The organism is Paenibacillus aurantiacus (genome assembly GCF_042431225.1).
Lineage (GTDB): Bacteria > Bacillota > Bacilli > Paenibacillales > Paenibacillaceae > Paenibacillus_Z > Paenibacillus_Z aurantiacus.
On the sequence record NZ_JBHMDO010000034.1, the window covers coordinates 149,130 to 164,114 of the forward strand.

Genomic DNA, 14,985 nt, shown 5'->3' on the forward strand with positions numbered 1-14,985 from the left:
GCGAATCCTAACCTAATAATTGACTCCCCCTCCCTAGGTGTTCAAATTTTACTAGCCTTGCCTTCGAAATATGTGATCCCACAATAGGTGAAACCTCGAGAGTTAATAGTGATCTCATTTTCCCCCTCACTCAAGAACGAATTTTGCTTCATCCGCTTCCCGTCATAGGGTAGAAGATTGATTCCGCGCTGAACCAAATACCGTTTTACGCCATTGCCACAAGTACCATGCTCTGGTTTAATATAGACCATTCCATAACGCTTCAACAGTCTGCTCAAATTCTCCTTGGTCATAAGAATCATAAGAACCGTCTCTGGGATGCAGCGAGCTACACGTTCATCCTTTTGAATCGCAACGGTTTTCTTCCATTTGCTTCCGATAAACTTTGACATTAGTTTTTCCCCCTACATACAACCGGTATTCGTGCAAGGACAAACTATCTCACATTCTCCATCCTGCTGATTTCTTATAAACTAGCTAAGTATGTAATTCAATGACAAGTTAAAATTTGCTAGATTAATGTATTAAGAGGGCATAACAACTTCAGAATGGAGAAAAAACAAAAAAACCAAGCCCTTGGTCGGGCTTGGTCGTTCGTAACGGCGGCCCAATGGCCGTTAAGCAGCTTGTCACGGGGCAGTTTTCCAGCTATCCGATTCTCCAGTCGATTTTCTCCATGATGGCTTTCAGCGACCGGATATTCTCCTTGGCATACCAATCCGGCTCGGACTGGCGGCTGTGGAAGCCGATCTCGGCGGCCAGGTAACCGCCGTAATTGATGTCCTTCAGCGCTTGAAGCACCGCTTCAAAATCGCCGCGGCCGTGTCCAGGCGGCAGACGGTCGCTATCCGAGATGTGGACATGGTGCAGCTTGTCGCCCATCCGGTACACATAATCGCTCGGCACCTCGTTGCGGTACAGCGCGTGAATCGTATCGAACATCAACTTCACGTTGTCGTGGCCTGATTGCTCGGCGAGCAGGATCGCGTCGTCGGCCGATTCGATCAGGTTGCTGTCCGTCGGCGTCGGCTCGATCACGAGCGTGATGCCCAGCTCCTTCGCATACGGCGCAATCTTGTCAAGCGCCTCGAGACTGTAATTCCAGGCGTCCTTCTGCGACGTGCCGAATACGGCCCAGCCGGCCAGATAGATGACGGTCGGACATTCCCAATCGTGGGCCAGCCGCAGAATATCCTTGTAATGCTCCACGACCCAGGCGCGCTCCTCCGCTACCGGCGAGCTCGGGTTGTTGCCCGGTCCGCCGCCCGGTGCCGGAAGCATCGACGAGACGGCAAGCTTCTCTCTTCGCAACAGGGCGAGGATGTCTCGGCGGCGCTCGGCGGTAAGATGCGGGGGCCAGGCATGAGGGCTGGCGCAGCCGATCTCGATTGCATCGTAGCCGAAGCCCGCAATGCGCCGGATTGTCTCCTCGAGCGGATACGACGGAACCCACACGGGGAAACTGCTGTACACCCAAGTATTGAACGAAAGTCCTTTCATCGGTACACGTCCTCTCGGAAGAAAAGTCTTGTTTCTTGTATCGCCCGCATTAGTCCCAGATAAAGACCGCTTTCTCCGTCTTGCGCTCATCGAACATCCGGAACGCCGTCTCCGCTTCCCCGATCGGGAACGTGTGGGAGACGAGTTTCTCCACCGGAAGTCCTTTCTCCAGGATGAACCGCGTGATTTCGTCATATTCGAAGATGGGGAAATACCATGAGCCCATGACGGTGACCTGCTTGCGAATCAACTGATTGCTAGGATGGATGGTAAGTTCTCGGCATTCGCCGATGAACGCGGCGCGGCCGTGCGGCCTCAGGACGTTCAGCGCCGTATTTTCCGCATGCGGACTGCCGGAGCAGTCGATCGCGGCGTCGGCGCCGCGTCCGCCCGTGATCTCCATCACTCGGGCCAGCACGTCTTCCTTGCCGTTAATTACATAATCGGCGCCGAGTTCCTTGGCGACCTCCAGCCGTTCGTCCAGCATGTCGACGGCGATGACGGTCGCGCCGAGCCCCTTGGCGACCATGACGCCGGCGCCGCCCATCGGACCCATGCCGAAGATGACCAGCGTGTCGCGGCCGTTGATGGCCAGCCGTTTCTGCGCGTGGTACAGCGTGCCGACCGCATCGGTAGATACCGCTGCCACCAGGTAGCTCATGCCATCGGGGATGCGCATGCAGTTCTCGGCCGGCACGACCATGTAGTCCGCGTCGCCGCCGTGCTGGTCGAAGCCGATGCATTTCCATTCCGGGCAGAACATCTTGTAGCCGCTCTTGCAATGCGCGCATTCGCCGCAGCCGACAGCCAGGTACACCGCCACGCGGTCTCCTTCCTTGAAGCGGGTTACGCCTTCGCCCACCTGCACGATTTCACCGGCCGGTTCATGGCCGGGATGAATGCAGCCGGATTTGGTCGCTTCGCCCCCAACCACCGCATCGCTGCCGTAGTATAGACTCATGTCGCTGCGGCAGATCGCGGACGCCTTCATCTTGAGCAGCACTTCGCCGCCGCCCGGCGACGGAATCGGCACTTCCCTAATTTCGACCTTCTTGTCTCCCGGAAAAACAACCGCCTTCATCATGTTAAGACCCTCCTTGGGTGTTAGGTTGTTACGCGAATCCATCGTTCCTCTTCGTGGCTTCGAAGAATAGCTTCGGTAATGCACATGGACAGGTGCCCGTCCTCGAAGGTAGCGAAGCTCGGCCGATCCTTGTGCGGATCCTTGCCGTCACGGATGAACGAATAATATTGAAGCATCATGTTCTTGAGCGAATCCGGCCAGCCTTCCGTATGCCCGCCGGGGTGGTGGATGGACATGCGGGCTTCCTCCAGGAACAGCGAAGGATCCGCCATCAACACCTCGTTCGATTTGTCCCGGTGCCCGATCCACAGGCTGGCGGGCTCTTCCTGCTTCCAATACGCGGACTTTCGGCTGCCGTTCAGCTCGAAGCTCAGCGCATTCTTGCGGCCTGCGCTCGCCTGGGAAACGGTAAAGGAGCCCTTGCTCCCATCCTCGAACCGGACGAGCACCGACGCGCAATCCTCGGTGCTGACGGGCATCTCTTCGTAGGCGGACTCGCCGCCGTCCGCTTGCAGGCCGAACGTCACGCCTCTTGCGATCGGCTTTTTCCGGACCGGGTGAACCGTCAACAAATCCGCGAAAACGGCCGCAATCCGCTTGCCCGTTACATACTGTACCGTATCGCACCAGTGCGAGCCGATGTCCGCGACCGCCCGCGACCGTCCCCCTGCCCCCTGGTCCAGCCGCCAGTTATAGTCGGTATCGAACAGCAGCCAGTCCTGCAGGTAACTGCCGTGCACGAGATGGATCGGGCCTAGCTCGCCGTGCTTGACCATTTCGGACAGCTGCTTCATTATCGGATATTGCCGGTAGTTAAAATTGACGCCGTGCACGACGCCGCGTTCGCGCGCCAGACGGAGCAGCTCCGCCGACTCGCGGCTCGTCATCGCCAGCGGCTTCTCGGACAGCACATGTTTGCCCGCGGCAATAATAGCCTTGTTGATCTCGAAATGAAGGTGGTTCGGCGTACAATTATGCACCACGTCGATGTCCGGATTGGCCAGCAGCTCCCGGTAATCGCCGTAGGCCAGCGGCACGCCGAGCTGCGCCGCTTTCTCGCGCGCCTTCTCTTCGCCGTCTTGGGCCAGCGCCACGACCTCCACAAATTCGAGCCGGCGCATGGCCTCGATATGCGCCGGTCCGATAAAACCGGTGCCGATGACGCCCGCCCTAATTTTAGCGGCCGTCATTTCTTCATCGCCTTTTTGCCGAACATCACGGCCAGGATAATGATAAGACCCTTGATCATCATCTGCTGGGAAACGTCGAGGCCCATGATGATCAAGCCGTTGTTGATGGTGCCAATCATGATTGCGCCGACGACGGTGCCGATAATCGTGCCGACGCCGCCGAACAGGCTGGTGCCGCCGAGAATGACCGCAGCGATAACCGAGAGCTCGTCGCCTTCGCCGAAGGAGAACCGGCCGGCGTTCATCCGGCCCGCATACAGCAGTCCGGCAAGTCCAGCCATCAGGCCGGTGCCGAGGAAGACCAGCAGCTTGATCCGCATCGTCTTGACGCCGGAGAAGCGGGCTGCGGTCTCATTGCCGCCCGTCGCCAGCGTCTGCCGGCCGAACGACGTTTTGCGCAGCAATACGTGAGCGACGATCGTGAACACCAGCGTCCAGATCAGCAGAACCGGAATCGGACCGATATCGCCCGCGCCGAAGATGAAGTTGAACGTGTCGCTCACGATCGGCACCGGCGCGGTGTCCGTGACCCACATGGCAAGGCCCTTGACCGCGCCCATCGTACCCAGTGTCACGAGGAACGACGGGATAGCCGCTTTCGTCACCAGCATGCCGTTGACCAGCCCGACAAGAACGCCGGTTGCGAGTCCGGCGATGAGACCGCCGATAACGCCGAAGCCGTGCGATACCGCCAAGGCGCCCGTGAGCGAAGACAAGGCGGCGATGGAACCGACGGAGAGGTCGATCTCTCCCGTACTGATCACGAATGTCATCGCCAGACCCATCAGCGAGATGGTCGCCGTTTGCCGCAAGATGTTGAGCAGGTTGCCCGTCGTCAGAAACCCGTCCGAATATAACGTGACGGAGAAGTATATGAGCACGCCGATGAATGCGATATAGACGATATAATTGCGCCAGTCGAAGCTCTTGAGTCCCGCGAACGCGGCCGGCTTCGCCGGATTAATACCCTTGGATTGCATATTGAAGCTCCTCCTCTGTGTGGATGTCCTGCCGCCGCAATTCCTTGATGAGCCGGCCTTCGTGCATGATCAGCACCCGGTCGCTGAGCGCGAGAAGCTCAGGCAATTCGGAGGAAACGACCAGCACCGCTTTGCCGTTCTCCGCCATTTCGCGGACAATGTCGATGATTTCGGTTTTAGCGCCGATGTCGACGCCGATGGTCGGTTCGTCGAGCAGAAGAACATCCGGATCGTTCGCCAGCCATTTGGCCAGTACGATCTTTTGCTGGTTGCCGCCCGACAGCAGGTTGCTCGTTTTGAAAATGTTGTCCGTTTTGATATTCAGCCGTTCGACCATCCGTTTGCTGACGTCGTTCGCCTTTCGGTCGTCGAGCCAAGGGCCTCTCTTCAGCTTCCGGATGATCGGCAGGATCATGTTGTCCCGCACGCTGTGCTGCAGCACCAGACCTTGCACGCGCCGATCCTCCGGGATGAGCGCGATACCTGCATCAATCGCGTCGGTTGCGCTGCGAATCGAGCGCCGCTTGCCGTTGATGCGGATTTCGCCGCTGTCCATCGGATCGATGCCGAAAATCGTGCGAAGCAGCTCCGTCCGCCCGCTTCCCATCAGGCCGGCAATACCGACGATTTCGCCGGGACGAATGCTCAGGCTTACGTCCCGGACGCGCTCGCCCGAGGAGACGCCGAGCATCTCGAGCACCGGCGCCGCTTCCTTCGCGTAATCGCGCTCCACCCATTCGAACGCTTTGTTGAAGGATTGGCCGACGATTTGCTGGATCACGGTCTCGAGGTTCGTCTCTTTGATCACTTCCGTCGTGACTTTACGTCCGTCCCGGAGGATGGTGATCCGGTCGCAAATTTTAAATATTTCGTCCATCCGATGCGAAATATAGATGATGGCATAGCCTTTGGCCTTCAGCTTCTCGATGAACGAGAACAGCACTTCCGTCTCCGTCTTCGTCAGTGACGAGGTCGGCTCGTCCATGATCAGCACTTTCGCTTCCTGTGACAGCGCTTTCGCAATTTCGGTCATCTGCCAGTAGCCGACGCCGAGGTTCTGCACGACATCGTCCGGCTTGATGTCCACGCCCAGATCGCTTAAGAGCTTGGCGGCGCGGATTTTGTTGTCCTTGTCGTTCAGCAGCCCCATCGCTGTCTTCGCCTCGCGGGTCAGAAAGATGTTCTGCGCAACCGTGAGCGTCGGAATCAGACTGAATTCTTGGAAGATCATCGAGATGTTGTTCGCCCTCGCGTCCTCATAACTGTGAATCGTAACGGGCTTTCCCTCGATTCGGATTTCGCCTTTGTCGGCTGAATACACGCCGGTGAGAATTTTCATGAGCGTGGATTTGCCCGCCCCGTTGCCGCCCATCAGCGCATGTACTTCACCTTTGTTCACCGAGAAGCTAACATCGTCGAGAACCGTAATGCCGTTAAACGCCTTGGAGATGTTCATCATCTCCAGCACGGGTTGATTCATTCGCACTCACCTTCTTTATGGGATGGCGGGAAGGCCCCTGGGGACGTCCCGCCTAATTCTGATCATTATGGCTTCAGCGCGTTCTTCACGCTGTCCGGTGCCTCTTGGCCGTAGATCAGCTTCCAATTGTCAAGCACGTTCTCTTTCGTCACCTTGATCGCCGGGGACGCGATATATGCAGGCGCTTGTTTGCCGAGCAGCGCGTAGCCTGCCAGAATGGCCTGCGCCACGCCCTGATCGTAAGGCAGCTGGGCGCCAAGACCGCGGACGATGCCATCGGATGCAATCGAGATCGCCACGTTCGTACCGAGGTCGACCGTCGTCACGACCAGATCGTCCCGGCCCGCCGTACGAGCGGCCGCCATAACGCCTTCGGCCGGCACGTCCCATGGGGCAAAGATGCCCTGGATGTCGGGGTGGCGCGTCAGCATCGCCGAAGCGACCTCTTCACCCTTGTTCGGATCCGTGATGCCGCCGCGGGCCACGATTTCGATGTCCGGGTATTTCTCCTTCATTCGTTTCTCGAAGGCGTCCGAGCGGTTCTTCGTGACGAAGAAGTTGACATCGTGGAACACCACGCCGACCTTGCCCTTGCCGCCGAGCTTCTCGGCCATAATGTCCGCCGCGAGCGCGCCGTTGCCGTAGTTGTCTCCTGATACGATGCTGATGTAATCCTTACCGGGCTTCATACCTTGCGCCGCGCCGTCCATGAACACCAGTTTGACGCCCTGCTGAACGGCTTTCTTGTAGGCGCTTGCCGTCGACACCGCATCGACCGGAACCGAAATCATGACATCCGGTTTCTTCGCCAGCACCGTCTCGATGTCGTTCACTTGTTTTTCCGCTTTGAACTGGGCGTCCGTTACCGCAACCACCTTGATACCCATCCGTTCAAAGGTGTTCTTCATGGCGCCGACAGCCGCACTCATATAATCGGTGCCGGAGTAATGCATGACGATGGCGGCTGTATAATGGCCGTCCTTGATCTTCTTGAGCTCGTCCTCGGCGAGCTTCAGCTCTTTGGCGGACACCGCCTTCTCGCCGTTCGGTCCGATGTCCTGCACCGGCAGATCCGGGATATTCGGATTAATGGTAAGCGGTCCGGATGCTGCAGCGCTGTAGTTTTTCGAGCTGACCTCCGTAGCCGCCGTATTTGTATTTGCCGAGCCGCAGCCGGCTAGTGTCAGCCCGCTAACGAGCAGTACCGCGACAGCGGTTGTCCATGACTTTCTCTTCATTCTGATTCCCCCGCTCTTTCGCCATTTTATCGAACCGGACGCTTGCGATCGATTCGTATCTTGAGTATACCGGGATGGCGGGAACGGCTGTAGCCGACGAATTTAACCGCGCGGGGGGAATTTTTTAGCCGGAGAATCCTGACAAAAAAACCGGGTCCGCGAACTTTCGCGAACCCGGCCTTCAGTAGCCTTCCATGATCATGAATTGCGAGACGGTATCCACTGCCTGGTCCAGCGCAGCCTTAGCCGTCTGTCTCCCGGACAGATAGCTCTGCACCGCCGTCTGCACGGCTTCGGATAGCTGATTGTAGTTCTTGATGCGCGGACGGCCCACGCCAACCTTTAGCGACGCCCCCAGGACGTCGTAATATTCCCGCTGCGCAGCGTCCGGAAGATGCCGTGCCGCCTCGTAGGCCGATATGCGCGTCACATGGTGGCGGTATTTCAGATAGCCCTGTTGGGCTTCGGCACCCGTCAGGAAAGCGGCCAGGTTGAAGGCTGCTTGCCGCTGCCGGGAGTACTTGTTGACGGCCAGCCCCCACGAGCCGAAATGGGGTCCCCGGACGATCGTACCCTTCTGTTCCACGCCGGGAAACATGAACGAGCCCACCTGACCTTTCACCTTAGGGTTCAGCAACATGTCGTGATAATTCATTCCCATCGCCGTCTGCCCGTAGCCGAAGGCGATCTCGACCTCATCCCAGGTGTATCCCGTTACGCCCGGAGGCGTCACCTTGTCCTTGAGGATCCAATCGCCGTACGTCTCCAGCGCCCGAACCCCAGCCGGCGAATTGAAGACCGGTCGAAGATTCCGGTCGAACAGCTCCCCGCCATACACGTTCAGGAACGATTTGAAATCGACGAAATTGGCTTCGCTCATGCCCGCCATCAGCGTGGTGCCGTACAGGTCGACTAATCCGTCTCCGTCTGTGTCCCGCGTAAAAAAACGGGCGATGTCGAGGTACTCGTCCAGCGTCCGAGGAACCTCGAGTTCACGGCCGTACCGCTGTCGGAACGCGGTCCGGCTGGCCGGGGCGAGGAACAGATCCTTCCGGTAGCTGACGGTCAGCACATTGGATTGGATGGGCAGGCTCCAAATATCGAAGCCGGCATTCTGGATGCGGTCCACATCAATGACATCCATGGCAGGCGGCTGCTGGCGCGACTGAATCGAATCGAAGACGGACGTATCCAGAAACACCTTGGCGATAAAATCGTCCATGCGCATCGGCGAATCCGCGCTCTGGATGTAAGCGGACAGCGGCTCCAGATGCGGAAGAATCCTCGGCATCCAGGGCGTATCGACGGCCAACAGGTCATAATGGTCGCTCTTCCGCGCGAGCTCCGAAAATACCTTTTCCTGCAGACTGTTGTACGGAAACGTATCGACTTCGACGGGTTGGCCGGTCATGTCCCGATAACGCTCGGTCGCCGCTAGCACGGCCTCCGAACCGGCTTCAACGGTCGCATACAGCACCCGCAGCGGAGGCGCCGTCACAGGCAGCTCCTGGGGCTCGCCGTCGCCAGCCTGGCTGCACCCGGCAAGAAGCAATGCGGCAACCAACAGCGTTATCCATCCGACTCGCAATCGTTTCATTCCGGCTGTCCATCTTCCGCACGGTATCTTACTCATGATCCTCCAGCCCCCCATTAATCCCGTGCTGCTTGCGGAATTCGGAGGGCGAGTAGCCGAATTCCCGCTTGAACAGACTTCTGAAATAGGCATGATCCGCGTAACCGGTCTCCTCGGCGATTTCATTAATTTTTTTATGGGTGTGCAGCAGGCGGTCCTTCGCATGCGTCAGACGTTTGCGCGTCAGGTACCGGACGAAATTTTCGCCCATCTGCTGCTTGAACATCCGGCTCAGCGTGACGGGATGCACATTCACCGCCTCCGCGACCGCCTCCAGACTGACGTTCATGTCGGCGGAACTCTCGATGAGCGACAAGGCCTGCTGAAACCAGCTGCCTGGGGGCTGATCCCTCTCCTTGCGCTCCTTGCGCTCCACGTCCTGGATCGCTTTTATGCCGCCAAGAACAATCCGCCGCAAACGCTGCTGAAGCGTATCCCAAGAGGTGTGGTTCGACACCCATTGCTGCCAGTAACGCAGGATATCCTCGTCGACGATAAGCATGTCCTTCTTCGACAGCCCTTCGTCCAGAAGCGCCATCAGATAGGCACACTGGCGCTCCAGCGCGGCATAATCCAGATGGCCGAGGCTTTCCAGCCATTCGTCGAAGGCGGACTCCAATTCTACGTAATCGCCGCCGCGCGCATGCAAGACGATCCGCTCGCGGCAAGCGTCTGCCCGGCGCGTCCATTCCTTGCTTGAGCGGCCGCCGCTGTCCGCTGTCGCCTGGCGCGACTGAAAAAACATGCGCGCCCGGAGCTTCCGGTATTCCGCCAGAAAGGATGGGAGGAAATCCGTCTTTTCCCGAAAGCCGCCGGACGCCGGCTCGATCGTCATGCCGACGACGGACCCTTCCGTTCCGTCCTCCAAGGCGAAGGTAAATACCAGGCCGGTTTCGCCGTTACGAGGGCTCGCCGAACCTGTGTCCCCGTGATCGAAGGAGATCGCCTTCCACAGCCGTTCGTCGAACCAGATTCCCGCTTCCCGTGGCACGATCCGGAGACCGGCGAGCAAGGGAATGCTCACGGCGTCGATCCACTGCCTCACCTCTTGGAGCAGCGACATCTGCAGGGAGCTCCGGACCTTGTTTACGATTTCCCTGAGCTGTATGCGGTCCGCGGGCTTCAGCAAATAATCCGATGCCCCGTATTGCAGCGCCTGCCTCGCGTATTCAAAATCATCATACCCTGATATAATGACCACATGCATGGCCGGGTAACTGGCTTTCAGCCGCTTGAGGATGTCAAGTCCCCCAATCTCCGGCATGCGGATATCCAGAAAGGCCAGATCCGGGCGTACCACCTCAATCCGTTCCAGCGCCTGATGGCCGAATTCGGCGTCAAATATTTCGTCGTCCGGAAACAGCGCATTCAGCTTCTGGAGAATGCTCATCCGAACCTCGCGTTCGTCATCGACCACGCAAATTTTCATAATCGAACTTACTCCTTTCGGCCAACCTGGATGGAGTACGTCACACGCCAGGAGGTAGCCTATCGTGGTCCTGCCCGCATTCGTCATGCGTATCGTAAACCGGCTTAGCTTGAAATTCAAGCTATTCGTCTTGCTGATCCTGATATCCATCATCCCAATAACCTTGGTCGCTTATAACTCCAATACGTTCATGTTCCGCTCCGGAACGGGATATTCCGGCTCCATCTCCTCGCAATACGTGGATTTCGTATCGACGGAGTTGAACGCCTACCTCCAGAGCCTGAATCAATCCTTCGACCCTCTCTTCAGCTCGCCGGCCTTCGTTCATTACATGGGTACGCCGGACAGCTGGTTGAAGGATCAGGCTGAGGATCTCATGCGGTTCCGGCCGCTCGTCCGGAGCTCGCTGCAATTCCACCCCGAGGTGATCGGCGTGCTCTACATAGACCGCTTGGGGAAGGTGTACTTCGACTCCTATCAACGGCAGCTCGATCCGGCCTATGCTTTTGGCGAAGACCCTTGGTACCAGAAGGCGTTCCGGATCAACCGGAATGCGTTGAGCGAGCCGCACGCGATGCAATACGTGCTCTACAGCAAAGATACGACGTTCTCCTATATCCGGCCCATCCTGGACACGGATACCGGCGTAACGCGGGCCGTATTCGTCTTAGAAATCCAGGAGAACCGGGTCAAGAGCATGCTGCGGGGCGAGCAGACCGGACGCCCTGGTCAGGTGATCCTGATGCACACCCGAACCGGTGCCACCGTGTCGGAGACGCCGGTCGATTCCCGCGTTATGCGCGATTTCAATAACGCGCTGGTCGATCACGGTGGGTCGAATCAAACGTTCCTTTTCAGCTCGGGCCATACCGAATACCAAGCCAGCTATGCCGCGCTTCCCGACAGCGAATGGCTGGTCGTCTGGACCGCGCCCCTGAATACGATCAATAAGGCGGTGCGGCAGACGGTTCAACTGTCGCTGCTGATCGCGGTCCTCAGTCTGCTTACCGCGCTGATCGTGGCGTTTCCGGTTATGAGCGTCATTCTGCGTCCCCTGTACAAGCTTAAGGCCGGCATGCTGAATCTGGGACATGGCAAGTACGTGCCGATTCCGCAGGGCGGACGGTACGACGAGATCGGCTACCTGGTCCGCAGCTTCAACCAGATGCTGGAGAAGCTGCAGCGGATGGAGCGCGAGGTGTATCAGGCCAACCTGCGGGAAAAGGAGCGGGAGCTGCTGCAGCTGCAGGCCCAGATCAATCCGCATTTCCTGTTCAATACGCTCGAAACGATCGATTCCTACGCTTCCCGGAACAACGGCGACGCCGTCGGCGACATGGTGCAGTCGGTCTCGCGCATGATGCGCTTCACGGTCCGGAACGATAACGGCTGGGCGCCGCTCCGCGAGGAACTGGATTACATCCGAAATTTCCTGACCATCCATTACTATCGGAACGGCCAAGAGGTGAGCGCACGGTTCGACATTGATCCGGCGGCCATGGACGTGCCCGTCATGAAGCTCAGCATTCAACCATTTATCGAGAACGCGATCAAATACGGCTGGAGCCCCAACATGACGGCAGACGAATTCAAGCTCGTCGTGAAGGTGTCCCTTCAGGAGAATCGCTTGGAGGTCGACATCGAGGATACGGGCACCGGCATGCAACCGGACGTGCTCCGCCGCATCCGGCAGTTGATCGCGGAACAAGGCGAGTCGAAGGATCCCTATTTCGGGTCGCATACCGGGGTACGCAACACCTTCCGTCGGCTGTTCCTCGTCTACGGCAGCGAAACGGAGGTCGTCGTCGAGAGCGAGCCGGGCGCAGGAACGCGGTTCCGCTTCCGGATTCCAGCCGGACGATCATCGAACCGGTAAGTCCCTCTGCGCGATGAAACGAAAAAAAGGCAGTCCCGAACGGCGATCCGTTAGGGACTGTCTCTTTTTGATGTTCTCGGGTTTTCCGTAAAGGGTTACTCGACAGTTTTGACCCAAGTGCCGCTCTTCGCAGAAGCCATGATAGCATCGGATATCACATGAATGCGGTAGCCGTCGTGGAAGTTCGGCGATACGTCGGTATCGTTCACAATGGCGGAGATGAAGTCATGCGCTTCAATGATCTTCGTCTCGCCATAGCCGATGCCGAGCGCCGGAATCGGCCATAGCGCCGAGCCGTTCGGATGGGCGGGACCGGTATAGATCGTCCGGAATCCGCGGCGGTCGTCCGGATCGTCGGCGAAGCAGACCTGCAGTTCGTCGCGGCGTTCATAGTTGAACGCGATGGAGCCTTTTTCGCCATGGATTTCGAACGTCAGGAAGTTGTTGCGTCCCCACGCGTTACGCGTCGCTTCAATGCTGCCGACCGCGCCGTTCTCGAACCGGAGCAGCGTGCTGATCTCGTCGTCGACGTCGACGGCTCCCTTCTTGACGTCGCCGGAAGCCTTCACGGTTCCCAGCTTGTCGACCGGCCCGGACGATACCGGACGCTCCTTGATCCAAGTCTGCGCCGTACCCATGACCTCCGTAATTTCGCCAACCAGATAGCGGGCAAAATCGATGACGTGGGTGCCGATGTCGCCAAGTGTACCCGATCCTGCGATATCCTTCCGGAACCGCCAGGACAGCGGCGAATTGGGGTCGGCAGACCAGTCTTGCAGATAGGTCCCGCGGAAGTTCAGCACGCGACCGATCGCGCCTTCCTCGATGTATTTCTTCGCCAGGGCGACAGCCGGCGTCCGGCGGTAGTTGAAAGCAACCATATGCTTCACGCCGGCTGCGGTAACGGCATCCAGCATTTGCTTGGCTTCCTCGGTCGTCCGGGCAAGCGGCTTCTCGGAAATAATGTGCTTGCCCGCCTTGGCTGCCGCGATCGCGATTTCGGCGTGCGTATTGTTCGGTGTCACGATGTCGATAATGTCTATAGAAGGATCCTCGACAACCTTTCTCCAGTCGGAGGCGTAAGATTCAAAGCCGTAGCGGGCTGCAGCTTCCTGCGCCAGGTCGTCGCGGATATCCACGACCGTCTTACGGAACGGAATGGCCGGCGCCGGCCAGAAGAACATCGGCATCCCCGCATAGGCCAGCGAGTGGGCCTTGCCCATAAATCCGCCGCCGATCATTCCAACATTTAACGTACGCATATGTTATTCTCTCCTTCTCTGTTTGTACCTTATCGTTCGGAAGCGGAACTTCCGCATTTGCTGTACGCCTTATTACTTGGCCGCATCCTGAATCGTTTTCGGCGCTTCCGCATGGTATACGGTCTTCCACGAATCCAGGATGTTCTCCTGATTGACCGGCAGCGACGGGACTGCAACATAAGGAGGTGCCTCCTTGCCGAGCAGCGCATATGCGGCCAAGATAGCCTCCGCTACGCCCTGGTCGTACGGCAGCTGGGCGCCGAGACCCTTGATCATGCCGCCCTTGGCGATTTCCAGGGCAACGTTCGTGCCAAGATCGATCGTGGAGATGGCGAGATCGCTGCGGCCTGCCGAACGGGCGGCGGCCATGGCGCCTTCAGCCGGCACATCCCATACGACGAACATGCCCTTCAGCATGGAATGCTTGGTCAGCATCGCCGCGGCTACTTTCTCTCCGTCGTTCGGGCCTGCGATGCCGCCGCGCTCGACGATGTGAATATTCGGATACGATTCCTTGATCGTTTGCTCGAACGCTTCGGTGCGCTGCTTCGTCACGAAGAAGTCCGCATCATGGTAGATCACGCCGATGTCGCCTTCTTCGCCGATCGCTTTGGCGAGAATGTGCGCGGCTTCCACGCCGTTGCCGTAGTTGTCGGCGGATACGACGCTCACATAATCCTTGCCGGCTGTAAGACCTGCGGCTTTATTGTCCATGAAGACGAGCTTGACGCCCTGGGCGGCCGCCTTCTTGTACGCAGTGGCCGTGGATACTGCGTCGACCGGAATGCTGACGAGAATATTCGGCTTCTTGGCCAGAATCGTCTCGATATTGGCCACCTGCGTCTCCACCTTGAAGTTCGCGTCGGTCGTGGCGACGATCTCGATGTTCATCTTGGCGAACGTATCCTTGAGCCCCTTAAGCTGAGCGGCAGACCAGTCGTTGCCGGCATAGTGCATGGAGATCGCCGCCGTGTAGTTGCCTTCCTGGACCTTGGCCAGTTCCTCCGGCGAGAGCGACAGCGTTTTGGCGGAGACGGCGCTTTCGCCGTCGGGACCCTTGCTCAGGATGTCCTTGTCCGGCAGAGCCTGGTTAATGGTAATCGGGCCGTCGGCAGAGCCGGCCGCATCCGTTGTCCCGGCATTTGATGTCGTGTTGGCTGCGGTACCGGATACTGCGTTGTCTGACGCCTCGCCGGCCGTATTCGCATTCGAGCCTCCGTTGCCACAGGCAGCGAGAAGTAACAGGCAGACGAGCGTAATAGAAAGCAGGGTCGATCTTTTCATGGATTAGGTCCCCCCATTTGGTTTGTATG

At 58.2% G+C, this 14,985-nt stretch carries 12 protein-coding genes; 1 reads left to right on the forward strand and 11 read right to left on the reverse strand.

Annotation, left to right across the window (positions count from 1 at the left end; translation table 11 throughout):
* Window positions 1–41 precede the first annotated feature (41 nt).
* The 9 genes from ACFFSY_RS22190 to ACFFSY_RS22230 all read right to left on the reverse strand — a co-directional run bounded on the left by ACFFSY_RS22190 (window position 42) and on the right by ACFFSY_RS22230 (window position 10,534).
* Window positions 42–392 (reverse strand): YheC/YheD family protein, encoded by a 351-nt coding sequence (locus tag ACFFSY_RS22190; RefSeq protein ID WP_377498165.1) that lies wholly within the window; start codon window positions 390–392, stop codon window positions 42–44.
* Between the two features lie 256 nt (window positions 393–648).
* Window positions 649–1,500 (reverse strand): sugar phosphate isomerase/epimerase family protein, encoded by an 852-nt coding sequence (locus ACFFSY_RS22195; RefSeq protein WP_377498167.1) that lies wholly within the window; start codon window positions 1,498–1,500, stop codon window positions 649–651.
* Between the two features lie 49 nt (window positions 1,501–1,549).
* A complete protein-coding gene (locus ACFFSY_RS22200; RefSeq protein ID WP_377498169.1) occupies window positions 1,550–2,584 on the reverse strand; it encodes a zinc-dependent alcohol dehydrogenase family protein in 1,035 nt (344 codons plus the stop codon).
* A gap of 20 nt (window positions 2,585–2,604) precedes the next feature.
* Window positions 2,605–3,774, reverse strand: coding sequence for a Gfo/Idh/MocA family protein (locus tag ACFFSY_RS22205; RefSeq protein WP_377498171.1), 1,170 nt, complete (start codon window positions 3,772–3,774; stop codon window positions 2,605–2,607).
* Entirely contained in the window at window positions 3,771–4,754 is a 984-nt protein-coding gene (locus ACFFSY_RS22210; RefSeq protein ID WP_377498173.1) for an ABC transporter permease, read from the reverse strand. The genes ACFFSY_RS22205 and ACFFSY_RS22210 overlap by 4 nt, the downstream gene beginning before the upstream one ends.
* Window positions 4,735–6,234 carry a sugar ABC transporter ATP-binding protein gene (locus tag ACFFSY_RS22215; protein WP_377498175.1) on the reverse strand — a complete coding sequence of 500 codons (1,500 nt, stop codon included), beginning with the start codon at window positions 6,232–6,234 and terminating at the stop codon, window positions 4,735–4,737. Before ACFFSY_RS22215 ends, ACFFSY_RS22210 begins: the two co-directional genes overlap by 20 nt.
* Window positions 6,235–6,299: 65 nt before the next feature.
* Window positions 6,300–7,472 carry a substrate-binding domain-containing protein gene (locus ACFFSY_RS22220; protein WP_377498176.1) on the reverse strand — a complete coding sequence of 391 codons (1,173 nt, stop codon included), beginning with the start codon at window positions 7,470–7,472 and terminating at the stop codon, window positions 6,300–6,302.
* 181 nt (window positions 7,473–7,653) lie between these two features.
* Complete coding sequence (locus ACFFSY_RS22225; protein WP_377498178.1) at window positions 7,654–9,069, reverse strand: extracellular solute-binding protein; 1,416 nt, start codon at window positions 9,067–9,069, stop codon at window positions 7,654–7,656.
* Between the two features lie 28 nt (window positions 9,070–9,097).
* Window positions 9,098–10,534: a helix-turn-helix domain-containing protein gene (locus ACFFSY_RS22230; protein WP_377498180.1), complete on the reverse strand. Its 1,437-nt coding sequence runs from the start codon at window positions 10,532–10,534 to the stop codon at window positions 9,098–9,100.
* Window positions 10,535–10,598: 64 nt separating this feature from the next.
* Here ACFFSY_RS22230 and ACFFSY_RS22235 point away from each other — a divergent pair, with 64 nt between their 5' ends.
* Window positions 10,599–12,410, forward strand: coding sequence for a cache domain-containing sensor histidine kinase (locus tag ACFFSY_RS22235; protein WP_377498182.1), 1,812 nt, complete (start codon window positions 10,599–10,601; stop codon window positions 12,408–12,410).
* Window positions 12,411–12,505: 95 nt separating this feature from the next.
* Here the strand turns inward: ACFFSY_RS22235 and ACFFSY_RS22240 are convergent, their stop codons facing one another.
* Both ACFFSY_RS22240 and ACFFSY_RS22245 read right to left on the reverse strand, forming a co-directional pair.
* Window positions 12,506–13,672 (reverse strand): levoglucosan dehydrogenase, encoded by a 1,167-nt coding sequence (locus ACFFSY_RS22240; protein WP_377498184.1) that lies wholly within the window; start codon window positions 13,670–13,672, stop codon window positions 12,506–12,508.
* A gap of 72 nt (window positions 13,673–13,744) precedes the next feature.
* The gene (locus ACFFSY_RS22245; protein ID WP_377498186.1) at window positions 13,745–14,956 is read right to left on the reverse strand and encodes a substrate-binding domain-containing protein; all 1,212 of its coding nucleotides are present in this window, start codon (window positions 14,954–14,956) and stop codon (window positions 13,745–13,747) included.
* Window positions 14,957–14,985 lie beyond the last annotated feature (29 nt).

What these genes read in the sequence shown, in the direction of transcription:
- ACFFSY_RS22240 (WP_377498184.1), bottom strand. Translation starts at nt 13,672, where the DNA reads ATGCGTACGTTAAATGTTGGAATGATCGGCGGCGGATTTATGGGCAAG.
- ACFFSY_RS22215 (WP_377498175.1), bottom strand. Translation starts at nt 6,234, where the DNA reads ATGAATCAACCCGTGCTGGAGATGATGAACATCTCCAAGGCGTTTAAC.
- ACFFSY_RS22225 (WP_377498178.1), bottom strand. Translation starts at nt 9,069, where the DNA reads ATGAAACGATTGCGAGTCGGATGGATAACGCTGTTGGTTGCCGCATTG.
- ACFFSY_RS22220 (WP_377498176.1), bottom strand. Translation starts at nt 7,472, where the DNA reads ATGAAGAGAAAGTCATGGACAACCGCTGTCGCGGTACTGCTCGTTAGC.
- ACFFSY_RS22210 (WP_377498173.1), bottom strand. Translation starts at nt 4,754, where the DNA reads ATGCAATCCAAGGGTATTAATCCGGCGAAGCCGGCCGCGTTCGCGGGA.
- ACFFSY_RS22245 (WP_377498186.1), bottom strand. Translation starts at nt 14,956, where the DNA reads ATGAAAAGATCGACCCTGCTTTCTATTACGCTCGTCTGCCTGTTACTT.
- ACFFSY_RS22195 (WP_377498167.1), bottom strand. Translation starts at nt 1,500, where the DNA reads ATGAAAGGACTTTCGTTCAATACTTGGGTGTACAGCAGTTTCCCCGTG.
- ACFFSY_RS22200 (WP_377498169.1), bottom strand. Translation starts at nt 2,584, where the DNA reads ATGATGAAGGCGGTTGTTTTTCCGGGAGACAAGAAGGTCGAAATTAGG.
- ACFFSY_RS22230 (WP_377498180.1), bottom strand. Translation starts at nt 10,534, where the DNA reads ATGAAAATTTGCGTGGTCGATGACGAACGCGAGGTTCGGATGAGCATT.
- ACFFSY_RS22190 (WP_377498165.1), bottom strand. Translation starts at nt 392, where the DNA reads ATGTCAAAGTTTATCGGAAGCAAATGGAAGAAAACCGTTGCGATTCAA.
- ACFFSY_RS22205 (WP_377498171.1), bottom strand. Translation starts at nt 3,774, where the DNA reads ATGACGGCCGCTAAAATTAGGGCGGGCGTCATCGGCACCGGTTTTATC.